Source organism: Streptococcus sanguinis (assembly GCF_050234405.1).
GTDB lineage: Bacteria > Bacillota > Bacilli > Lactobacillales > Streptococcaceae > Streptococcus > Streptococcus sanguinis_W.
Window position 1 is genome coordinate 1087478 of record NZ_CP092117.1, and the last position, 22779, is coordinate 1110256.

Sequence of the window (22779 nt, forward strand, 5' to 3'; positions counted from 1 at the left end):
AAAACTAGGAATATTCTCTTTTCAGTAATAAAGGAGTTTTTCACCTAGTTTAGGCTAGCTAGTAATAGAGAAAGAGAAAGCAATGAAACCAGAAGATTATGCTTGGAACGCCCATGAACGAGAGTGTTATGAGAATGGACAAGTGAGTCTACCCAGCCCTTACAAGATCAAGATTCTTGATTATTGTCAAAAAAGATTGAAACTGGAGCAAATCTTGGTTCAGCTTCCTCAGAAGCAGCTTGCTCAATGGGCAATGGAACATGCCACTCGATTTATAGCTCTGATAGATATTGGTGACGATCTTAAAAAACAGCAAATCTTGACTCAAGTTCAGGAAGTGTTTGAGGCGCGACTTGAGGATAAAGTTTCTGCCTATGAGCTGAGAAAGGCTGGTTTCTTAGCTCAGCAGCTGTCGCAGCAAGCCAAATCACCAGTTAGTAAGTATGCCGCGCGTGTCTTTGCCCAAGCGGTTGCAACAGCCCACATGCGAGGTCATGCCATTGTCTCGGCTGATTATGCTGTGAAAGTAATAAATCTGCAGAGTCCAGATGATATGCAAGCAGTTGTCAGAGAAAGAAAGCAACAGATAGAACTGGCCAAAGAATGGCAGAAAAGTATAAATGAAATCTAGAATGGAGGCAATAGGATGGACCATATCGAAAGAACTGATGCTAAGATATTCTATCGGATAGAAGGGCGAGGTCATAAAGAAACGCTTGTGCTCCTGCATGGTCTGAGTGCTGACTCGTGCATGATTCAGCCTCAGATAGATTTTTTTAAGGATCGCTATCAGGTTATTGCGCCTGATTTACGAGGAAATGGGCAATCAAACCAGCTGACTTGTCAGGCGGATCAGGTTTTAGATATACAGGCAGCAGATGTGCTGGCGATTTTGGAAAAAGAAGGTATCAGCCAAGCCATTATCGGAGGGACTTCCTATGGCGGTATCTTAACCATGCACCTCATGACTCAAAATCCGCAAATCTTTAAGGGAGCTTTCTTGTGCGATACTTTTTGTGCGACGGATTTGTCGCCAATGATGAATACTCTGGCTCAACTTACGGCTCCTTTGGTGAAATACTCATGGTTTATGAAGCTATTAACCTTGCCGATTTATAAACGATGGCCTTTAGCTCGCTCTTATTTTGTTGATTTATTCGACCGGATGCGACCTGAGGAGTCTGTTTTGCAGCGCAGGGCAATTGAAGCCATTGATTATCGTGCTGCCTTGGATAAATGCAAGATTCCTACACTTTTGCTGGCGGGGGATTTTTCAGGGAAATTAGTCCAAATGATGAAAACAACTAAGAAACATCTTAGTCATGCTCAAGATGTTGTCATTGCTGATTCTTTTGATCCGTCAAATCTATGTCAACCAGCCAAGTTTAATGCTTTGCTGGAGGACTTTGCTAAACAGGTTTTCGAAGAGAGTGTCTAACACCTCTAAGGCAAAACTAGCAACTGCCTCTTGTAACACGGAGCTTTATTGAATATAAAAAAATTTTGGTATATAATTTTGGGTATTGGTATGCCATTATTCCACTAGTAAAATAGCTAGCTCTCAGATAGTAGTGTGTGCCCAGATAATATTTTTAAGAATTGATTGGAAACATTATGAAAGAAAGAATAATCAAAACGAAAGTAGGACAGCTATTTGTATCTTATCAAACTGCGGAAAAGATTGCTGTATTTTTAAGCGGTGCAGGGAGTCTGCCGACCTATGAAAATTTTTTGCCAGTCATTCGGAAGTTACCTAAAAATTGGGGCTATTTAACAATAGATTACCCTAATGCTGGCCAAAGCCCACTGGAAAATCAAGAAAATTTTGTTTTGGACGATTTGGTTCAATCTATTATAGAGGTTTTATCGCATTTTAAAGTCCTCCAGTATGCTGTTTGCGCGCACAGTATTAGTGGTCTTGTAGCAGTAAAAATTGCTGAGTCAGAGCCGTTTTGTCAGGGACTAATCTTGATTGAGCCGACCACTTACTCTGTTCTATATGGAGAATTAGCTCAGAATCCTTATCCCGAATTTTTATCCTTACAGGAGAAAGTTTAGACGCTCGGTGGAGGATATGAATATCTGAAAAAAATAGGTCAAGAGAGTTTTTCAGCAGCTGATTTTAAAATCTTATGGGCTAAGGCAGAAAGGAGTTCAGATAGATTAAAATCTGTACAAGAAGGATTTCAACATTACTGCAGTATCGCAGAAAGCGATTTTCAGAACTTAGATATCTCTTTTCAATTCCCAATTTTTATCCTGAGTCAGGCCTATCGAGAACAAGAATATAAAGATTCCGAATTTGCTTCACAAAATATCCAGATAATTTTCGGAAGCAGCCATCATTATTTACATTGGAGTCAGTCAGAAAAGATAGTTGAGCTTTTTTTGAAGTGTGATGGACAAGAGGTATACAAGCTTTAAATGGTATATCGAAAGCGGGAGTAAATATATATGCAAAATAGCTGAGATTTTTATCTCAGCTATTTAGTACGCATTTATGAGAGTTTTATCCTAGAATCTCAGCAATAGCATCTCGAATTTCCTGAACGGTTGCGGATTTGCTATGGTCACTGGTATCAAACTCAATGTATTTGCCATCAGCATCAACAGTTCCACCTACAGGCCCTTCGGATCCGTCCACAGATGTTCCGATGGCTGGTGGCAAACTTTTATCCGCATCATCAGTATCAATAACTATGATGCGAGTATTGGACTCGAGATCATCTATCATTGGAAGAGACGATGCGGAGGTCATGTTCTGACTAGCATAGTATTCTAGAAAAGCCTTGATGGTTCGATTGTCAATTTGAGCAATTTTTTCATCAAGGGCTGAGAGATTTCTAGTTTCCCTCGTTTCATTTTCCATTGCTTGGCCTTTTTTGACCTGTGTCAAAGCAGTCAGACTGGCGGCTGTTGTGGCTAGAATAGCAGTAGAGAGCAGGAGTTTACTTAACTTTTTTCCCATAGTCGTCACCAACTTCTTTCTAGTTTTGCGTAAACACACTTGAGTGTTTATAGTGTTGTGGCTCTATATGTATAATTATACATTAAACAGCAATTTTAATCAAATAAATATAGGCAAGGGAAATCCCTCTTATCTCCCTTGTACATTCCCCTATATCATGATAAAATACTAGGCAGAGTATAATATGTTGGAGTCGAGATGAATTATTTTAATGTTGGAAAAATCGTCAATACACAAGGTCTGCAAGGTGAGATGCGGGTTTTGTCAGTGACGGATTTTGCAGAAGAGCGTTTTAAAAAAGGTAATATCCTTGCCCTGTTTGACAAGAAGGATCAGTTTGTCATGGATGTGGAGATTGCTAGTCATCGTAAGGTCAAGAACTTTGATATTATCAAGTTTAAGGGGATGTACCACATCAATGACATTGAGAAATTTCGTGATTTTACTCTGAAAGTCCGAGAAGAAGATTTGACGGACTTGGAAGATGGTGAATTTTACTACCATGAAATCATCGGTCTTGAAGTCTATGAAAATGACCTTCTTCTTGGTAGGATTAAGGAAATTCTGCAGCCAGGAGCTAATGATGTCTGGGTTGTCAAACGCAAAGGCAAGCGTGATTTGCTTTTACCATACATTCCGCCAGTGGTACTGGGGATTGACATTGAGCAAGGTCGCGTTGATGTAGAGATACCGGAAGGACTGGACGATGAAAATTGATATTTTGACTCTCTTTCCGGAGATGTTTGCTCCCTTGGAGCACTCGATTGTAGGTAAAGCGCGGGAAAAAGGCCTTTTAGAAATCAACTACCACAATTTCCGAGAGAAGGCAGAAAAATCGCGGCATGTAGATGACGAGCCATACGGCGGAGGTCAGGGTATGCTGCTACGGGCTCAACCTATTTTTGATGCCTATGATGCCATTGAAAAGAAGCAACCGCGCGTGATTTTGCTAGATCCTGCTGGTCGGACTTTTGACCAAGCCTATGCTGAGGAGTTGGCTAAGGAAGAAGAACTCATTTTCATCTGTGGCCATTACGAAGGCTATGATGAGCGGATCAAGACTTTAGTGACAGATGAGATCTCGCTTGGGGACTATGTCCTTACTGGAGGAGAATTGGCGGCCATGACCATGATTGATGCGACCGTTCGCCTGATTCCAGAGGTTATTGGCAAGGAAGTCAGTCATACAGATGATAGTTTTTCATCTGGACTCTTGGAATATCCTCAGTACACTCGACCTTATGAATATCGGGGTATGGTCGTTCCGGAAGTCCTTATGAGCGGCCATCATGAAAACATCCGCAAGTGGCGTCTCTATGAAAGTCTGAAAAAGACCTATCTAAGACGTCCTGACTTACTAGAAGGCTATAAGATGACGGCCGAAGAAGAAGCGATGTTAGAAGAAATTCGACAAGCTCAATCGGACTGACAAGCAAGGTTAACTCTTAGAAAGGATCTAGGAGTTTTTGCTTTATTTAATACAGAAATGCTCATTTTTGTTGGAAAAACCAGCTTATTTTTCTAATAAAACATTTTTGTAACTAAAATGTAATAAAAAAACTATTAAAACTATACGTTTGCTACTAGTTAATACTAGCGTTTTGTGATAGTATATTACTATGCGGGCTGCTATACCCAGGTTAATTATAGTATGTGAGATTATAAAAAGGAGATTGATTATGGAAAAGAAAATAGGCAAGTCTGTTGTAGCGACTGGTATCGCGGCTACAACTATTATTTCTGGTGGACTGACCCATCAAGTGCACGCGGATGAGTTGGTTGAATCAACTGTAACAGCTCCAAAAGCGACTGAAGTAACTGAGAAACCAGTGACAGCAGCAGATGTAGCTGTTGCCCAAGAAAATGCTGAAGTAGCCAAAGCTAAACTTGATGAGCAAAGATCGATAGTAGATACTGCTAAAACAGAAGCTGAAGATGCAAAAACTAGTGTGAAAGTGGCTGAAGCCGCTGTTGAGACTGCTAAAGAAGTGCAGGCAGAAGCAACAGAAGAAAATGTTGCTAAGGCGGAGACGGAAGCAAAAACAGCAGAGCAAGAGGTTGGCGCAAAAGACACTGCTGTTCGAGAAGCAGCGGCTAAAGCTGCCAAGGCAGACCAAGCCGTTAAAGATCAAGCGAATACTATTAAGGCGAGCCAATCTCTGGTAGACATTGCCGAGACTGAATTGAAACAAGCTAAAACACCACTTAACTCAGAGGAGCAAGCTGTAGCAACTGCTAAGAGCCAGCAAAGTCAAGCACAGACCGCTTTAGACAATGCAAAGACTGAGTTGACAAAGGCGGAACAAGCAGCGTCTTCTGCTCCACAATTGCAGGCTGAAATCCAGAATAAAATCAATCAGGCAAAGGCATCTTTGAGCCAAACCAATCAAGCTATCAGCTCTCTTGAAGGACAGATTCCTGCTGCTGAGAAAGCAGCAGCAACAGCTCCTGTTGACCTTCGCAATACGACTTATTCTCAATTTTTAGAAAATGTTCGTAACAATGCGGCTAATCAAGAAATTCGTGATGCTGCTAACAATGCACTTGCTGTTTACCAACGCGGACAAAATGAATTTGGTATCTCAGTTAATTCTGACCCAACCAGTCCAGCTAGTCTAGAAAATAACCTGCAAGCTTTAGAGTTGGTTAAAGCGATTAATGCTTACCGTCGTAATGCCGGCTTACAAGAGCTGTTGGTTGATCCGTATGCGAATGTGGCTAGCCAGATTCAGACTATCTACTTTGAGCGTAATAACTGGCACATGGGTAAGTTGATTGGTAACGAAAATGTAGCGACTAGCTTTGACCCACAAGGAGCTGTCAATTTCTGGCATGAAGAAAAAACACTTTACCAGCAGATTGCGGCGCAATATGGACTGCCTACTGATGAAACTCAGATTGATGCTAATGCTATCTACATGAGAGTTGGAGCAGGTGTGTTTGCTCAGATTGGTCACTATGTTCAGATGATGGACAATAAAGCCAATGCTATCTCAGCAGCTTATGATAAGCATCCAAACCAATTTGGCACACCTCATGGTACATCCGAGGTTGGTTTCCATCACATTAGCAACTTTAACCAGCGTGTTAATAATGGTACGTTGCTGACTGTTGCTGCTATGGAGCAGTTGTTGCGTGCTGGTGGTGGTCGTTCTGCAGGTTCTAACGCTAATGTTACAGCACTTAAGAATCAATTAGCTGAACTTAAGGCTCAAAAAGTTGGTCAGGAATCAGCTATCAATATCCTAAATGCTCAATTAGCTGATGCTCAAAAGACAGCGGCAGCTCAAATTGCAGCAGTTGAAGCAGCTCGTCAGAAGGTAGCAACTGCTGAAAATAATCTAGCTTTGACTAAGCAGAATGTTGCTCTCAAGCAAGAAGCTCTTGACAGAGCAACAGCTAAGATTGCAGCAAGCTTGGCTCCTTACCAAACTAACTTGAGCAATGCTCAGGCAGTTCTAGCGGCAGCTAAGGATAAGTTGGCAGAACTTCAGTCTGCTCAAGAAGCTGCGAAAGCTAATTTGACAACTGCTCAAGAGGACTTGCTGTCTGCTCAAAAAACATTAGCTGCAGCTAAAAAGAAAGTTATTGACCTTCAAAATGCTCCTCAGTTACTTGCAGAAGCAGAGCGGGAGTTGGCAGAAGCGCAGCTTGATTTTGAAGCTAAACAAGCAATCTTAAATCAAGAGACTGCAACTTTAGCTGTCCTTGAGGAATCCTACAACAGTCTTCAAGCGAATTATGAAACTCTCTTGAATATCTTGAATCAAGCAGCTCTCCTATATGGAAATGCTCTGAATAGTAACTATCGCTCAGGTGAAGATAAACAGACTCTAACTGCTGTAAAAGGCGGAGCTGCTGGTCCAGGTGCAGAGGATGAATCTAAGAAAGATTCAGATGCTAAGACTGCAGAAGTTCATGCGAACACTCGTGAAGTCAAAGGAGCCACTACGGGTGCCGTTCAAGCGGCAGGTGGTGGTGCGTTTACTGATTTTGTTGTAAATCCTGCAGCTCAACTTGCTAGCGTGGCTACGACAGCTGATAAGGCTCCAACAGTTCCTGCTATTCTGCCAAATACTGGCTCAGAAGCAGAACGCCTTGCAATTTTTGGTATGGCACTTGGTGCAGCTGCCTTTTTGGGAACGAACAAGCGCCGTCGCAGAGACGAAGATTATAATTAATGAAATAAAAAATGAGATTGGAATGATTTCCAGACTCATTTTTTTGTCCAAGTTAATAAGCAATCTCATATAAAAGGGATGAGGAGTTAAGTTCCACATTTTCTAAGAAAGATAAAAACTTCCGATATTAATTGTCGGAAGTTTTTGATATACATAATAGATTCTATTTGACTGCTCCGCCTGTTACACCTTCTACGTAGTATTTCTGCATGAAGATGAAGAGAAGAGTGATTGGGATAGCGATGATAATCGCTCCAGATGTGAATGGCAAGAACCATTTATTGATGGCGTCCTTATTAAGCATTTGGAAAAGTCCCAAAGCCACTGTATATTTTTCCTTGACATCGCCTAGAATCACAGAGGCAAAGATGAAGTCAACCCAAGGTCCCATGAAAGCCATAAGCGCTGTATAGACGATAATCGGTTTTGAAAGCGGCAATGTAATAGTCCGGAAGATTTGGAAGCGGGTCGCTCCGTCAATCATAGCGGATTCGTCCAAGGAATATGGGATTGTATCAAAGAAACCTTTAGCAATATAGAAGCCTAGAGCCGCTCCAGCTGAATAAACCAGAATCAGTGATGTAAGGGTTTGTGTCAAATTGAGTGCTTTCAAGATGTAGTAAACCGCAATCATAGACATGAAGCCTGGGAACATGTTAAGTACCAGAGCCAGCTTGAGGAAACGATTTTTATGCTTGAATTTGATACGGCTGAGTGAGTAAGCCATACCCACAGTAATCAAAGTAGACAGGATACAGGTCGCTGTTGCAACAATCAGGGTATTCATAAACCACTGAACAAAAGGATATGTGTTGTTATTAAACAGTCTGATATAGTTGTCAAGAGTATAAGTCTTAGGAAAGAAGTAAGGGACTGCATTAGAGCCTTCACCACGGAAGCTGGTCAGAAAAATCCAGATAATCGGCGTTAGCCAGATAAACGCTAGAACAGCCAGTAAGACATAAATCCCTAATAAACTGAGTTTTTTTCTATTTTTCATTATTTAGCAGTTCCTTCCTTGAATGATGCGGATCTAGTATAAGCTAAGAGACTGAAGGCTGCAGAGATTGCAAAGATCAGGATACCGATAACAGATGCTAGATTGTAGTCCTTGGCAGAAACGGTCAGTTTATAGAGCCAGGTAACCAAGAGGTCAGTTGAGCCTGCCTGATAGTAGGAAGAGTTAGTAGGTCCACCGCCTGTCAGGAAGTAGATAACGTTGAAGTTGTTAATGTTTCCGATAAACTGCTGGATGAGTGACGGCGCCATAATCAAGAGAATTTGAGGGAAAGTAATGCTCTTGAAGATTTGAAGCTTGCTAGCTCCATCAATCTCAGCAGCCTCGATTTGCTCGCTAGGGAGGTTCATGATAATCCCAGTCGCTACCAGCATGGTAAATGGAATACCAATCCACATATTGACAAGGATGATTGAGAACTTAGCCCAAACAGGGTCACTCAAGAATGGAATTGGATGCTGAATGAGATGGAGGCTTTGCAATAATCCGTTCAAAGGTCCATTGTCATTCAGGAAATTACGCATCAAGAGCAGGGATACGAATTGTGGAACTGCGATAGTAATAACGAAGAGTGTGCGCCAAACTTTCTTGTACTTGAGGCCTTTGGTATTGAGCAAGAGAGCCAAAACGATACCGAAGAAGAAAGTAGTAGCTGTCGCAGCAACCGCCCAAATCAAGGTCCAGCCTAAAAGTGGGAAGAAGGTGCTAGCCATGCGACCTGAGAAAACATCGCCAAAGCTAGAGAAGCCAACCCAGTCAAAGAGTGACTTAGGAGCTGGATGCTTATGGTCAAAGTTAGTAAAGGCCAAACAGATCATATAGATCAGAGGCAAGATGGTAAAGAGCAGTACTCCGATAAGAGGGATGCTCATTAGGCCCATGTGAAAGCGGCCGTCAGCAAGGGTTTTGAAGTCCTCAACGAAGTTAGGAATCTTCTGACCGGACTGCTTGAGAGCTATTAAGTGACGAGCACTTTTCAGGTTACACCAGTAGATGTAGGCGAAGACTGCACAGAAGATAAGAGAAGCAAGTCCAAAAATCAGCATCAGCATAGAGTTGTCACCCGCTACTTGAACGGTGATTTCCAAACCGTTAACTTTTTTGATAGCCTCTCCCTGCTCTTGAGTCCCCAATGTAATCATGCCGCCAATAGCTGGTATGATTTGGACTGCAAAAGCAATCAGGAAAGCAATTTCTGAGAAGAGGAAGAGCAGCCCCTTGATAAATTGTTTGTTTACAAGGTTGCTCAGTCCCATTACCAGAAAAGAGAGTTTGACATCCCAGGTTCCCTCTTTAAAGACCTGAACCATGGATGCATTGTCATAGGATGACTGAGTCATAGTATTCTCCTTATATTTACAAAGAAAGAAGTGAGGAGGCTGCCCTCCTCACTTCAATGCTTATTTTTATTCGTTTGAGGATTATTTAGCTGCTGCTAAATCTTTATCAAACTGTTGTAATTTTGCGAGGTATTGATCTTCACCAAATTTACCATTGTAAGCATCGCTGAGGATTGCAGCACTTTCAGTCCAGAAGACAGACATTTGGCTAAGTTTAGGCATAACTGTTGTGTAGGTATCAGAAGATCCCATTGTGATAACAGCTTGTGCCAAGGCATCTTTCTTCACATCGTCAGACTCTTGTACTTCTTTGTTAGCTGGGATGATGTGACGTCCTTCAAACTTGAATTGGTTTTCTTGGCTTTCTTTGCTAGTAAGTGCTTGAGCCAGTTTGTAGCTTGCTGCGATACGTTCAGTGTCACCGTTTGATGGTGTTTGGTTAACTGCGTAAAGTTTTACACCGAGGAAAGCTTTTTGTTGAACGTCTTGTCCACCAATGTTAACTGTTGGGTAAACAGAGATACCAAGGTTGTCTTTGCCGACAGCTTTTTCAGCAGCTGCGTAGTCCCATGGGCCTGATTGGAAAGCGTCAACTGAACCATCTTCAAATTTAGCAAGAAGGTTAGAAGCATCTACGTTTACAAAACCGCTGTTATTCTTTTGAGCTGCGATGAACTTCAGAACGTTCACACCAGCTTCGTTACCCCAGTTTGTTCCGTCTACTTGCTCACCATCTTTACCAAAGAGAGTGTCGCCAACAGAAAGGAAGAGTGGAGCAGTAGCGTAGGCATTAACTTCTTTCAAGTTTCCGCCGAATTTAGCTTTAGAAGTGATGGTTTCATAAGACTTAACATCGTCAGCAGAAAGTTTTGACTTGTTATAGTAGGTTACTTGTGACTCGATACCGAATGGGAAAGCATAAGTTTTACCTTTGTACTGAGCACCAATAGCTGCTTGTTCTGTATCGTTCTTCTTGATTTCTTCTGCCATATTAGAAGGAACTTCTTGGATAGCTCCGGCTTCAACTAATTTACCAAGTTGGTCATGTGGCAGAGAGAAAACATCGGCAGCAGTACTAGCATCTTTTGTCAGATTTTCCTGAGCGTTTGGATCTTCCATTTCGACTACGTCAACCTTGTAGCCTGATTCTTTCTCGAACTTGCTAACTGTATCAGAGTAAGAATCTTTAGCACCGGTTGGTACCCAAAGTTTCAAGGTCTTGCTATCGGCTTTAGAAGAAGAGCTCTCCTTGCTGCTATTCGAGCTACAAGCTGCTAACAGCGTTCCTGCAGCCAGCAAGCTGACACTGCCTAATACCACTTTTTTCCATGTTTTCATTCCTATTTCCTCCCGGAATTTTTATTTACAATTCTATTATGCAACCGTTTGCAATTTTTGTCAAGTCTTTTTTTGAAATTTTTTTAAAAATATATTAATTTTTCTAAAATTTTTCTATTTTATTTCTGTTTATATAATAAAAGCCTATTAAAATGGCTGTGCAATCGCTTGCTTGATTTTTACCTAGAAAACGCTTTATTGTGAAGAAAATCATGTTTCTTTTGAGATAGATTTTTGGTACATGCAAGAAGATATAAAGACAAGTTATAGTTCAGTATTACCAAAGAAAGGAATAAAACTTTTGATCTTCTAACATTCTAACGTCTTTCTGTTGTATGCTATTCTTTTCTGCTATAATAGACCTATGAATAAGCTAATCCAATCAAAGCTGGAACTGTTGCCGACCAGTCCCGGCTGTTACATTCACAAAGACAAAAACGGTACCATTATCTATGTCGGAAAAGCCAAGAATCTTCGTAATCGGGTTCGTTCTTATTTCCGTGGCAGTCATGACACCAAAACTGAGGCCCTGGTTTCTGAGATTGAGGATTTTGAGTTTATTGTCACCGAGTCTAACATTGAGGCTTTGCTTCTGGAGATTAATCTAATCAAGGAAAACAAGCCCAAGTACAATATCATGCTCAAGGACGATAAGTCCTATCCATTTATCAAGATTACCAACGAAACCTATCCGCGTCTCATCATCACGCGCCAAGTCAAAAAGGATGGCGGGCTTTATTTCGGACCTTATCCGGACGTCGGCGCGGCCAATGAAATCAAACGGCTTTTAGATCGGCTCTTTCCTTTCCGCAAGTGTACCAATCCACCTGAAAAGGTCTGCTTTTACTACCATCTGGGGCAGTGCAAGGCCCACACTATTTGCCAAGTCGACAGCCAGTATTTCAAGGAGCTGGCCCAGGAGGTAGCGGCCTTTCTCAAGGGGCAGGATGACCAGATTATTGAGGATTTACGGGGGAAAATGGCTGGCGCAGCGCAAGCTATGGAGTTTGAAAAAGCAGCTGAGTACCGCGACTTGATTCAGTCCATTGGCACCCTGCGAACCAAGCAGCGGGTCATGGCCAAGGATTTGCAGAATCGGGATGTTTTTGGCTACCATGTGGATAAGGGCTGGATGTGCGTACAGGTCTTCTTTGTCCGCCAGGGCAAGCTAATCGAGCGTGACGTCAATCTTTTTCCCTATTACAATGATCCAGATGAGGATTTCTTAACCTATATTGGACAATTTTATCAGGAAAAATCTCACCTCAAGCCCAATGAAATTTTGATTCCAGCAGATATTGACGAAGAAGCGGTCCGAGCTATGGTGGATACCAAGGTGCTTAAGCCCCAGCGAGGCGAAAAGAAACAGCTGGTCAATCTGGCTATCAAAAATGCCCGAGTTAGTCTCCAGCAGAAATTTGACCTCTTGGAGAAATCTATTGAAAAGACCCAAGGTGCTATTGAGAATCTAGGGCAGCTCCTTAACATTCCAACACCTGTTCGTATTGAGTCTTTTGATAACTCCAATATTATGGGGACCAGTCCTGTATCAGCTATGGTAGTCTTTGTCAATGGTAAACCTAGCAAGAAGGATTATCGCAAATATAAGATCAAGACTGTCATAGGACCGGATGATTACGCTAGTATGCGTGAGGTCATCAAGCGGCGCTATAGTCGGGTGATTCGGGATGGACTGACTCCGCCTGATCTGATTGTCATTGATGGTGGACAGGGCCAGGTCAATGTCGCTAAAGAAGTTATTCAGGAGCAGTTGGGATTGGATATTCCCATCGCTGGACTGCAAAAAAATGACAAGCACCAAACTCATGAATTGCTTTTTGGCGACCCTCTGCAGGTTGTAGAATTATCCCGCAATTCGCAGGAATTTTTCCTACTTCAGCGTATCCAAGATGAAGTCCACCGCTTTGCTATTACCTTCCACCGCCAGCTCCGGTCTAAAAATTCCTTCTCGTCGCAACTAGATGGCATTGAAGGCTTGGGACCTAAGCGCAAGCAAAATCTTATGAAACACTTCAAATCTCTAACCAAGATTAAAGAAGCAAGTGTCGACCAAATCGTCGAAGTCGGCGTGCCGCGAGCAGTGGCAGAAGCAGTGCGGGAGAAGTTAAATCCGAAAACTCAGGAGCGGGAACAAACACAGTTGCGAGAGGTGGCAGAAACGCAAGCAGATTTAGAATAGACAAATCTCAGATGAGGACTGTGTATGCTGAATTTTTTCTATAATGAGAAAAATAGCAGAAATAGAGTGACTAGTATAATGCCTATAATGTTTGACAATAAAATAATTTTGTATTATAATATATCTATTCTTTATTAATAGGAGACAGTAATGAAAAAAATTATTACGGCTAGTGTAGCGCTTTTATCGGTTATAACTTTAGCAGCATGTTCTGGAAAAACAACTTCAGATTCTTCTGAAAAAGCTTCAAGTTCTGTAGAAAAAAAATCTACTTCAAAGAATAAATCAAGTAGCTCTGAAACATCATCAAAAACAGCTAGTTCAAATGCAGAAATCCCAGAAATTGTTCTTTTGACAGATGAAGAAATTGACAATGCTAAAACAATCGGTGACATGAAAGCCCTCTTTAGTAAGTTGATTGATAATTATAAAAAGTACATAAATGAAATCGGGGCTAAAGTACCTGAGGCTGGGAAAGAAGCATACAATCAACAAGTAGAACCAGCAATTCAGTCTATGGAAACTTCAAGAGAGACATTTAATGAAACGCTTTCAAGTGTTGGTTCAGATGATACAGAAGTTCCAGAACAAAATCGTGCTTTATTTGCTCAGCAATTGAAAGCAGGACGTGATACTATGAAGAAAGCGATTGAAGGTGCTTATAAAGCTCTTGCTCCACTTACGTCAGCTCAGTAATATCTACAAAGTAGGTGACTATCACCTGCTTTTTTTATTCCTAAAATTTAAAATCAATTGAAGAAAGAATATTTGAGAGAAAGCCTAAAATGTTCATAACAGTTACGGTGTAAAGTTTCTCCCAATAAAAAACTTCTGCAAACTCTTACAAAATATGATAAAATGGAGCTAGTATATTTAGAAAAGGATGCGACTTATGAAATTTCTAGAACTCAATAAAAAGCGTCACGCAACCAAGCATTTCAATGATAAACCTGTGGATCCAAAGGATGTCCGTACAGCGATTGAAATTGCGACTTTGGCACCTAGTGCCCACAATAGCCAGCCATGGAAATTTGTAGTAGTACGAGAGCGCAATCAAGACTTAGCAGAAATTGCTTTTGGCTCTAACCAAGATCAGATTAAAGAAGCTCCAGTGACCATTGCACTCTTTACTGATACTGATTTAACCAAGCGGGCTCGCAAGATTGCGCGTGTGGCTGGAGTTAAGAATTTCTCTGACGAACAGCTCCAATTCTACATGCAGAATCTGCCTGCTGAGTTTGCTCGCTATAGTGAGCAGCAAAAGAGCGATTATTTATCTCTCAATGCTGGTCTGGTGGCCATGAATCTTGTTCTGGCTCTGACTGACCAAGGTATCGGCTCTAACATTATCTTAGGTTTCGATAAATCTAAGGTTAATGAGGTTTTAGAAATTGATGGGCGATTCCGTCCGGAACTCTTGATTACGGTTGGTTATACAGATGAAAAACTAGAACCAAGTTATCGTTTGCCGGTTGATGAAATCATTGAGAAACGTTGATATAATTGCATTTGTGATTTAATTCGTAACAATATCGATTTAAATCGAATTATAGATTGAGGTAATATAATGACAATTGATTTTAAAGCAGAAGTTGAAAAACGAAGAGAAGCTCTCTTAGCTGACTTGTTCAGTCTTTTAGAAATCAACTCAGAACGGGACGATTCCAAGGCAGACAAGGAACATCCTTTTGGACCTGGTCCTGTTCAAGCTCTGCATAAGTTTTTAGAAATCGCTGAACGCGATGGTTATGAAACCAAGAACGTTGACAATTATGCTGGCCACTTTACTTTTGGTGAGGGTGAGGAAGAATTGGGAATCTTTGCCCACATGGATGTGGTTCCTGCTGGAAGTGGTTGGAATACAGATCCTTACAAACCTGAAATTATTGATGGTAAGCTTTATGCGCGTGGTTCGTCTGATGATAAAGGGCCAACCATGGCTTGTTACTACGGTTTGAAAATCATCAAAGACTTGGGCTTGCCAGTATCTAAGCGTGTGCGCTTTGTGGTGGGGACAGACGAGGAATCCGGTTGGCAAGACATGGACTATTATTTCAAGCATGTTGGTTTGCCTGAGCCAGACTTTGGTTTCTCACCAGATGCGGAATTTCCAATCATTAATGGTGAAAAAGGGAATATCACAGAATATCTCCACTTTGGTAACAGTAATGATGGCAGCTTTAAACTCAAGAGCTTCACTGGTGGACTTCGTGAGAATATGGTGCCAGAATCAGCGACAGCTATTTTTACATCACCAGTTGATGCAGAGGAATTGGATGCCAAATTACAAGACTTTGCTGCTACGCAAAAGGTTTCAGCTAGTCTGAAAGCAAGTGGCGACGCTCTTGAAGTGACAGTCATTGGGAAATCAGCTCATGGTTCTACACCAGAGGACGGTATCAACGGAGCAACCTATCTAGCTCTCTTCCTTAACCAATTTGACTTTGCTGGTGACGCCAAAGCTTATCTGGAAGTTGCAGCTCAAGTTCTGCACGAGGACTTTGCAGGTGAGAAGTTAGGAATTGCTTATACAGATGCTAAAATGGGTGCTCTCAGCATGAATGCTGGTGTTTTCCATTTTGACAGTGCCAAGGCTGACAATACCATTGCTCTGAACATCCGTTACCCTCAAGGTACTGATCCGAAAACAATTCAGGCCGGTCTTGAAAAAGTTACTGGTGTTGTGTCTGTGAGCTTGTCTGAACACGGACACACTCCACACTATGTTCCAGCAGATGATGAATTGGTAGCAACTCTTTTGAGTGTTTATGAAAAACAAACAGGTCTCAAAGGGCATGAGCAAGTCATTGGTGGTGGAACTTTTGGCCGTCTTTTGAAGCGCGGTGTGGCTTTTGGTGCTATGTTCCCAGACTATGTCAACACCATGCACCAAGCCAACGAATTTACTGATGTAGAAGACCTTTTCCGTGCTGCGGCCATTTACGCGGAAGCTATCTACGAATTAATCAAATAAAAAAGAAGAACTCGTTTGGTCTTGCCAAATGAGTTTCTTTGCAAGGAGCTGCTATGCATACATTAGATGATATTACTAAGGCCATCATGGCCGACCCAGAAAATAAAGAATTTACGAAGCAAGGGATCAAGCCGCTTTTTGCGGCACCAAAAAATGCTCGAATTAACATTGTTGGTCAAGCGCCGGGGCTGAAAACTCAAGAGGCAGGGCTTTACTGGAAAGATAAGAGTGGTGACCGACTGAGGGAATGGCTGGATGTTGATGAAGACACGTTTTATAATTCTGGCTACTTTGCAGTTTTGCCCATGGATTTTTATTTTCCAGGACATGGGAAATCTGGTGATTTACCGCCTCGTAAGGACTTTGCGGACAAATGGCATCAGCCGATTTTAGAGCTTTTGCCAGATATTGAGCTGACCATTTTGATTGGTCAGTATGCACAGAAATATTATCTGCATCAAACAGGAAATATCAAGCTGACCGAGACAGTTCAGCATTATCAAGACTACCTGCCTGATTTTTTCCCTTTGGTACACCCATCGCCCCGCAACCAAATCTGGATAGCTAAAAATCCTTGGTTTGCAGAGCAGGTTGTTCCAGACTTACAAGCATTGGTGCAAAAGATTATTCATCAATAAAGGAGAAAAACTATGGATGCTTATCAACAGGTAGCTAATAAGTTGCAAGAGTTGAGGATTACCTTTGATGTAGTAGAGCACCCACCTGCATTTACGACAGAGCAGGCAGATAGCTATATTGAAGGTATGGAAGGCGTTCGAACCAAGTCCATGTTCTTGACCAATAAGAAGAAAACTCAGTATTACCTTCTGATTATGGATGATAAGAAGAGTTTGGATATGAATTTGTTTAAAGAGCTGGTTTCAGCCAACCGAATTCGTATGGCTTCATTGGACTCCTTGGCTGAAAAAATGAGCCTATCAGCAGGAACGGTTTCACCTTTTGGTCTGCTCAACAATGAGGAAAAAGATATTCAAGTTTATTTTGATAAGGACATCGTATCAGAGGATATCATGACTTTCCATCCCAATACCAATGAAAAGACCATCTTTATTTCTACAACAGATTTGTTTAAATTCTTGGAGGATTTGGGCTACTCTTACCAAGTTCTTGAGCTTTAACTAACCGTTTTACTGAGTTAGAGTAGTATTATCCAGCTTCTCTCTCGGGTGGTCAAACCTAGCAGATTGGTATCACTCGTTTGCTAGCACCTCTGTACCTCTATCTTGATCTTGAATGAAGGAAGTATCCAGCAACTTGGTTTCCCTCAGGAGATTCTCCAACAGTCGGCTGATGAGTTTTTCAAAGAACTATTAGAACTTGCAGGAGTAGCTGACTGATTTTTTGATAAGTCTAAGCTTAGAATGCTAAACTTTGTAGAAAGCGAGGTGATTCTATGGAAACGATGAAAGCTATAGTCATTTACGAAGCGGGTGGTCCAGAAAAGCTTCTTCTGGAAGAAAGACCGATTCCAGAACTTCAAGAGGGCTGGACCTTGGTCAAGATCAGAGGGTTTGGGATTAACCGCTCGGAGATTTTTACTCGTGAGGGTTTATCGCCTAGTGTCACCTTTCCTCGGATTTTAGGCATTGAGTGTGTTGGCCAAGTTGCCGAGACGACTCGAGCAGATTTAGAGATTGGCCAGAAAGTGGTTTCCATCATGGGCGAAATGGGGCGAGCTTTTGATGGTTCTTATGCTGAGTATGTTCTCCTGCCGAACGACCAAATTTATACAGTCGAGACCAACCTGACCTGGACAGAGCTGGCTGCAGTGCCAGAGACCTATTATACTGCCCTAGGTTCTATGAAAAATCTGCGCATTGAGCCCAATGACAAGATTTTGGTTCGGGCTGCCACTAGCGGTGTCGGTTTGGCCTTTGCTCGTCTGGTCAAGGCACAGTTTCCAGACACACATATCGTTGGTTCGGTCAATAGCGGTTCCAAACAATTTCTACTCAAACACCAAGCTTACGACGATATCATCATAGATCAGGATGGCCGACTGGAAACAGAGGAGAAGTTTGATAAAATCCTTGAGTTGGTCGGTCCAGCAACTGTCAAGGATTCTTTTGACCATATCGCAGAGGGCGGGATTATCTGTGTGACCGGCCTCTTGGGTTGCCAATGGGAGCTGGCAGGTTTCAACCCAATTGAGGAAATTAGAAATAACAGTTTTCTGACAAGTTTTCACTCTGCTCATGTGAGTCAAGACTTGATGGATGAATTATTTGACTATATTGACCGCTATCAGGTCAATGTTACACCAAGGCGTGTCTTTTCCCTAGAGCAGGTGCCCAAAGCTCATGCATTTGTCGAGGGGACGGCAGGTTTTGGAAAAATCGTGATTATGAATGAATAGGAGAAAAAAGAATGCAAAAAATTAGTGCGAAAGATTTATATGACAAATTACAGGCAGAAGAACTGCAGTTGATTGACGTTCGCGAGGTGGATGAATTTACTGCTGGACATATCTCTGGGGCTCAGAATCTGCCTCTCAGCACCTTGCCTGAAAATTATAGAAAATTAGATAAACAAATCCCCTACCATATCATCTGCCAAAAAGGCGGACGCTCAGCGCGTGCCTGCGAATTTTTGGAAGCTAAGGGTTACCAAGTAATCAATGTCGAAGGAGGAGTGGAAGCTTTTCCTGCTAAATTGACGATATGACAAGCGATTAAGAAGAGCAAATGCCGGAATAGATTGAATTTCCGGCCCTTTTTTTGTATACTATAGTAGTATAATAAATTAAGGATAGGAGAAAATCTATGTCAAAAGAAGATTGGCTTGAATATTTTGAGGCCGTTAATGGACGCTCGGCTACAGAGGAAGAAATTGCCCAAGCATTGGCTGCCGGGGAATTTGTGGAAGCTGAACAGGTAAGTGCGGAGCAAGCCTCTAGTGAAGCTAGTCCGGCTTCATCAAGCTTTGAACAGCCGCAAAACTTCCAACAGCCTTTTGCTCAGCAGGCTTCTCAACAATATCAAGAAGTTCCTCAGCAACAAGCAAATCCAAATCAATTTGCAAATCAGGGACAAGCTTATCAGCAACAAGGATTTCAGCAAGCAAGTCCCTTTGCTGGACAGCCTCAGTCTTCTGGTCCACAAGCTTATCAGAACAACCAGCAGCAAGGACAGTTCAATTCACAAATACCTCAACAAGGACCACAGGCTTATTACAGTCAGCAACCTCCTCAACCCAGCGAGTTTTCTAAAACAATGAAAGGTTTCTGGGCTTGGCTCGTTTCAGCTTGGAAATCACCGACATCTGAAGTTGAGAGCAGTAAGGTGAATGGTTACCTTTCTCTAGGTTTGACAGCGTTCTTTTTTGCTATTGTTGCAAACTACAATATTTTCAGTACCATTGGTATCATGAGTTTTGGTATGTATAATGGACCGACTTTTAATTTCAAAGTCTTCTTTGTTTCTCTGATAGCAGCGGCTCTCTTCCTTTTCTCTATTATATTAGGTGGTTTTGTTGTGAAGCGTTTGGTCTACCAAGATAGAAGTTTTACCTTTAATAAGGCTTTTGATTGGTATGGTCGACTTTATGCCATTGTTCTTCCATTTATTGCTGCTTCAGCTCTGTTTGCTCTGTTGGGTGTTATTCATTTATCTCTGTTCTTCACATGGATTGGACTCTTGTTGATTGGAGTTGGAGCTACCTTTGCTTTGATTTATTCCAAGACAAACAACTCTATGGATCCTTTTTATAAATATCTATTGGCCATTATTATCAATGGTGTGATTACAATTATCTTCTCTTTCATCGCTTTTTCTCTACTAGCTAGTATCATAATGATGTAATAATTGGAGGAGATTTATGGCAACAAAAGAAAAATGGGTTGATCTCTTTGAAAAAGTAATTGGTCGAAAACCAACTGCAAGTGAGTTCCAAGCCGGCAAACAATCTAACTTTGATCCAAAAAAGATTAAGGAGATTGCAGGCGAAGCAGGGGAAGCAACCACAGATACTTCATCAGTAGAAAATACTACTGATGAAGCTTCTGATAATCAAGATATTGTTCAGGAGACACCTTCTGAAGATTCTGTCACAGAAGAATCGGTTCAACCCTCTTCTCAAGATGAGAAGCAAGGCGCATTTGAATCTAGTCAATATGAAGAGCTTCGTAAGAATTGGCTGCAAGCTTTTGAAAATAATATTGGTCGAAAACCTACCAAAGAAGAATTTGCAGAAGCTAAGAGTCAAGGATTCTCTAACTTGCCTATTCGGTCTGAACTGCTCGATTCGCAATTGCCACAGAAACCAGTAAAAAAGGCAAAAAAGGGAATATCAAAGAAGCAAGCAATCATGATTGGAGGGCCAACCCTTTTAGTTGCTGCTTTGATTGGGGCTTTCTTCTATTTAAATTCTATAACTGGAGTTAAAGTGGTCACAGACCATTTTGCAAAAGCCGTCTCTAGTAAAGACTTTGATGAAGTGGCAAGTCTTCTTTCTACTCAATCCGATAAGTGGACGCGTGCTGAAGCAAGAGCTTTAGTTGAGCACCTAGAGAGCCAGGAAATTAATCTCGAAACTGAGCTAGATAATATTGTTGAGTCAAATGGCAAATCTGCTTATATTGATGACAACAATAATAAGATTTTAGGTGTTACTGAAAAGAGTAAGAAATTTGGTATTTTCCAGGAATATCAAATGGTTTCCTATCCAGTCAAAGTTAAAGTCAATACAAATTTGGATAATGCTACCATTAAACCTGGTGAGAAAAAAACTATTACTCTTAAGAAAAATACAGACACTGAATTGGGTGAATATCACTTCATCAAACAAGACCTTACACTAAAAGGTAAGACGGATGTTGGAGATGTAGAAAGTAAGGTTCAGCTTGATTTAGCTACGGCTAAAGATAATGAAATCAAACTGGATCTCAAATCTGAAAAGAAACAGCTAAAAATTACGATGCCTTCTGAAACTTCAAAAGCAACAGATATTAAAATCGTTGTTAATGGTAAAGAAAGTGGTAGCAGTTTGACCCCTGAGTTGCAGCTTGTTCCTTATCAAGAGCTTGAAATTTATGCTAAGTTTACTATCTCTGATACTACCTTTACTACCAATAAAGAGACAGTGATTGTGGAAGATGATACTACTAATGTGAAATTATCGCTTCCTAAGGAAGTAGTTTCTAAGATTATAGAAAAGAACGAAGAAGCGAAAAAGGTTGAGGCTCAAAAAGCAAAAGTCTCTACTTTCCTTAATGACTACCGCAGTGCTGTTTTCAGCTCAGTTTCTAACAGAAGCAACAACTATTCTCAATACTACGATACCTCTAGTGCAGTATATCGAGAAATGGTTGAGTGGACCACTGGTGGTGTTAAGAAAGCGAAAATTAACTATTATGAGCCAGGAGCTTTGGATATCCGCGAAATCAAGGAAGAAAATGGTTCCTATATCGTGACAACATATGAGGACTACACAGTCCACTATGTCGATAACACTCCAAATAGTGTAAATCGTAAAAATAAGACTTATTACTTGAAACCTAGCGGGGATTCTTTTGTAATCTATAATCTTGAAGTTTCAGAAGGTTGATATTATGACAATGAAATACAGTAAACTAATTTTTCTTGCAGCATCTGTTCTTGTTCTAGGCGCGTGTTCGTCTGGTAAAGACACTACTGGAGATAGCTCTGATAAACAAGCGGCTAGCTCAACTAGTACAGTTAAGAAACAAGATGCTGAAAAAGACAAAAATTCTAGCCAAGATATGACACCATCTTCAGATAGCACTGATACTAAAAAGGAGCAAAATCACGAGGCCAAAACTCTTGATCAAAATGTTTCTTATAATGGAAGCTACTACAGTGTCAAAGGGAAATATGATGAGATTCTTGTTGTCAACAAACACTACCCTTTGTCTGCTTCCTATAACCCAGGTGAGAATGCGACTGCTAAAGCAGAATTGCTCAAACTGATTGCAGACATGCGGGCACAAGGCTATGCCATTAGCGACCAATACAGTGGTTTCCGCAGCTATGATACTCAAACCGAGCTCTATCAAAACTATGTCAATCAGGATGGTAAGGCAGCTGCAGACCGCTATTCAGCTCGACCAGGCTACAGCGAGCACCAGACTGGTTTGGCATTTGACTTGATTGACAAGAATGGCAATCTCGTACAAGAAGCTGGAGCAAGTCAATGGCTTCTAGATAATGCCTATAAATACGGTTTTATCGTTCGCTATCTAGAGGGTAAGGAAGGTTCAACTGGCTATATGCCTGAAAGCTGGCATCTGCGCTATATTGGTCAAGAAGCCAAGGAAATTGCTCAATCAGGCAAATCTTTAGAAGAATATTTCGGCATTACTGGTGGAGGCTATGAAGATCAGTAGTCACATCATCCATTAGAAGGAGGAAGAAAATGAAATTTTTTGTTACCAATCCCAATAATGATTTTGCAGAAACACCTGTGCAAGAAGAAGGCAGAATCATCCATCATCTGCATCTTGCTAAAGGAAAAGAAGTACCAGAGCACAGTGCTGATGCACTAGTAACAGTTGTTTGTTTATCAGGAAATGTAAGCTTTTCTGCCGGAGAACAAACCGTACGGCTAGTTGCAGGTTCCTTTTTAACGATGGAGCCCAATGAGCCACATAGCTTGGTCGGTGAGGAAGATAGCCACCTCTTGGTTATCAAACAACTAAAATATTAATAAATTCAAAATACTAGAAGCTGAAATAAATGCTTCTAGTATTTTTTACTACTTTTTAAAACTTATTCATTTATAT

Annotated in this window: 21 protein-coding genes and 1 pseudogene; 18 read left to right on the plus strand and 4 right to left on the minus strand. The window is 41.3% G+C overall.

What is annotated here, in order from left to right; all coding sequences use genetic code 11:
- The first annotated feature begins 82 nt into the window (after nucleotides 1-82).
- The 3 genes and pseudogenes from MFP28_RS05505 (at nucleotide 83) to MFP28_RS05515 (ending at nucleotide 2424) form a co-directional block, all read left to right on the plus strand.
- Nucleotides 83-631 carry a putative immunity protein gene (locus tag MFP28_RS05505; protein ID WP_002906419.1) on the plus strand — a complete coding sequence of 183 codons (549 nt, stop codon included), beginning with the start codon at nucleotides 83-85 and terminating at the stop codon, nucleotides 629-631.
- Between the two features lie 15 nt (nucleotides 632-646).
- Nucleotides 647-1438, plus strand: a complete 792-nt coding sequence (locus MFP28_RS05510; protein ID WP_002906420.1) for an alpha/beta fold hydrolase — start codon at nucleotides 647-649, stop codon at nucleotides 1436-1438.
- Between the two features lie 176 nt (nucleotides 1439-1614).
- Nucleotides 1615-2424 (plus strand): annotated as a pseudogene (locus MFP28_RS05515) (alpha/beta fold hydrolase).
- A gap of 85 nt (nucleotides 2425-2509) precedes the next feature.
- Here MFP28_RS05515 and MFP28_RS05520 read toward each other — a convergent pair.
- Complete coding sequence (locus tag MFP28_RS05520) at nucleotides 2510-2968, minus strand: hypothetical protein (protein WP_002906422.1); 459 nt, start codon at nucleotides 2966-2968, stop codon at nucleotides 2510-2512.
- A 198-nt stretch (nucleotides 2969-3166) separates the two neighbouring features.
- On the opposite strand from MFP28_RS05520, the gene rimM reads away from it, so the two are divergent.
- From rimM to MFP28_RS05535, 3 genes are all read left to right on the plus strand, one after another.
- Entirely contained in the window at nucleotides 3167-3685 is a 519-nt protein-coding gene (gene rimM, locus MFP28_RS05525; RefSeq protein WP_002906423.1) for a ribosome maturation factor RimM, read from the plus strand.
- Nucleotides 3675-4397: a tRNA (guanosine(37)-N1)-methyltransferase TrmD gene (trmD, locus tag MFP28_RS05530; protein ID WP_002906424.1), complete on the plus strand. Its 723-nt coding sequence runs from the start codon at nucleotides 3675-3677 to the stop codon at nucleotides 4395-4397. The genes rimM and trmD overlap by 11 nt, the downstream gene beginning before the upstream one ends.
- Before the next feature lie 190 nt (nucleotides 4398-4587).
- A complete protein-coding gene (locus MFP28_RS05535) occupies nucleotides 4588-7149 on the plus strand; it encodes a CAP domain-containing protein (protein ID WP_002906425.1) in 2562 nt (853 codons plus the stop codon).
- A gap of 163 nt (nucleotides 7150-7312) precedes the next feature.
- On the opposite strand, the gene MFP28_RS05540 is transcribed toward MFP28_RS05535, so the two are convergent.
- The 3 genes from MFP28_RS05540 to MFP28_RS05550 form a co-directional block, all read right to left on the minus strand.
- A complete protein-coding gene (locus MFP28_RS05540; RefSeq protein ID WP_002895328.1) occupies nucleotides 7313-8149 on the minus strand; it encodes a sugar ABC transporter permease in 837 nt (278 codons plus the stop codon).
- A complete protein-coding gene (locus MFP28_RS05545) occupies nucleotides 8149-9507 on the minus strand; it encodes a carbohydrate ABC transporter permease (protein ID WP_002906426.1) in 1359 nt (452 codons plus the stop codon). Before MFP28_RS05545 ends, MFP28_RS05540 begins: the two co-directional genes overlap by 1 nt.
- A gap of 81 nt (nucleotides 9508-9588) precedes the next feature.
- Entirely contained in the window at nucleotides 9589-10845 is a 1257-nt protein-coding gene (locus MFP28_RS05550; RefSeq protein ID WP_002906427.1) for an extracellular solute-binding protein, read from the minus strand.
- Nucleotides 10846-11209: 364 nt separating this feature from the next.
- Here MFP28_RS05550 and uvrC point away from each other — a divergent pair, with 364 nt between their 5' ends.
- The 12 genes from uvrC to MFP28_RS05610 all read left to right on the plus strand — a co-directional run bounded on the left by uvrC (nucleotide 11210) and on the right by MFP28_RS05610 (nucleotide 22703).
- Nucleotides 11210-13045 carry an excinuclease ABC subunit UvrC gene (gene uvrC / locus MFP28_RS05555; protein WP_002906428.1) on the plus strand — a complete coding sequence of 612 codons (1836 nt, stop codon included), beginning with the start codon at nucleotides 11210-11212 and terminating at the stop codon, nucleotides 13043-13045.
- A 150-nt stretch (nucleotides 13046-13195) separates the two neighbouring features.
- Nucleotides 13196-13741 (plus strand): hypothetical protein, encoded by a 546-nt coding sequence (locus tag MFP28_RS05560; RefSeq protein WP_002906429.1) that lies wholly within the window; start codon nucleotides 13196-13198, stop codon nucleotides 13739-13741.
- A 196-nt stretch (nucleotides 13742-13937) separates the two neighbouring features.
- Nucleotides 13938-14543 carry a nitroreductase family protein gene (locus tag MFP28_RS05565; RefSeq protein WP_032915902.1) on the plus strand — a complete coding sequence of 202 codons (606 nt, stop codon included), beginning with the start codon at nucleotides 13938-13940 and terminating at the stop codon, nucleotides 14541-14543.
- Nucleotides 14544-14612: 69 nt separating this feature from the next.
- Nucleotides 14613-16019: a dipeptidase PepV gene (gene pepV, locus MFP28_RS05570; RefSeq protein WP_002906431.1), complete on the plus strand. Its 1407-nt coding sequence runs from the start codon at nucleotides 14613-14615 to the stop codon at nucleotides 16017-16019.
- Between the two features lie 53 nt (nucleotides 16020-16072).
- The gene (locus MFP28_RS05575; RefSeq protein ID WP_002906432.1) at nucleotides 16073-16657 is read left to right on the plus strand and encodes a uracil-DNA glycosylase family protein; all 585 of its coding nucleotides are present in this window, start codon (nucleotides 16073-16075) and stop codon (nucleotides 16655-16657) included.
- 12 nt (nucleotides 16658-16669) lie between these two features.
- Complete coding sequence (locus MFP28_RS05580) at nucleotides 16670-17158, plus strand: prolyl-tRNA synthetase associated domain-containing protein (protein WP_002906433.1); 489 nt, start codon at nucleotides 16670-16672, stop codon at nucleotides 17156-17158.
- Between the two features lie 275 nt (nucleotides 17159-17433).
- Complete coding sequence (locus MFP28_RS05585; protein ID WP_002906434.1) at nucleotides 17434-18396, plus strand: zinc-binding alcohol dehydrogenase family protein; 963 nt, start codon at nucleotides 17434-17436, stop codon at nucleotides 18394-18396.
- An 11-nt stretch (nucleotides 18397-18407) separates the two neighbouring features.
- A complete protein-coding gene (locus MFP28_RS05590; RefSeq protein WP_002906435.1) occupies nucleotides 18408-18704 on the plus strand; it encodes a rhodanese-like domain-containing protein in 297 nt (98 codons plus the stop codon).
- Nucleotides 18705-18802: 98 nt separating this feature from the next.
- A complete protein-coding gene (locus MFP28_RS05595) occupies nucleotides 18803-19840 on the plus strand; it encodes a DUF6574 domain-containing protein (RefSeq protein WP_002906436.1) in 1038 nt (345 codons plus the stop codon).
- Between the two features lie 16 nt (nucleotides 19841-19856).
- Nucleotides 19857-21584 (plus strand): TcaA second domain-containing protein, encoded by a 1728-nt coding sequence (locus tag MFP28_RS05600; RefSeq protein WP_002906437.1) that lies wholly within the window; start codon nucleotides 19857-19859, stop codon nucleotides 21582-21584.
- 4 nt (nucleotides 21585-21588) lie between these two features.
- Nucleotides 21589-22383 (plus strand): LD-carboxypeptidase LdcB/DacB, encoded by a 795-nt coding sequence (gene ldcB / locus MFP28_RS05605; protein WP_398578186.1) that lies wholly within the window; start codon nucleotides 21589-21591, stop codon nucleotides 22381-22383.
- Between the two features lie 29 nt (nucleotides 22384-22412).
- A complete protein-coding gene (locus MFP28_RS05610) occupies nucleotides 22413-22703 on the plus strand; it encodes a cupin domain-containing protein (protein WP_002906439.1) in 291 nt (96 codons plus the stop codon).
- The last annotated feature ends 76 nt before the right edge of the window (nucleotides 22704-22779 follow it).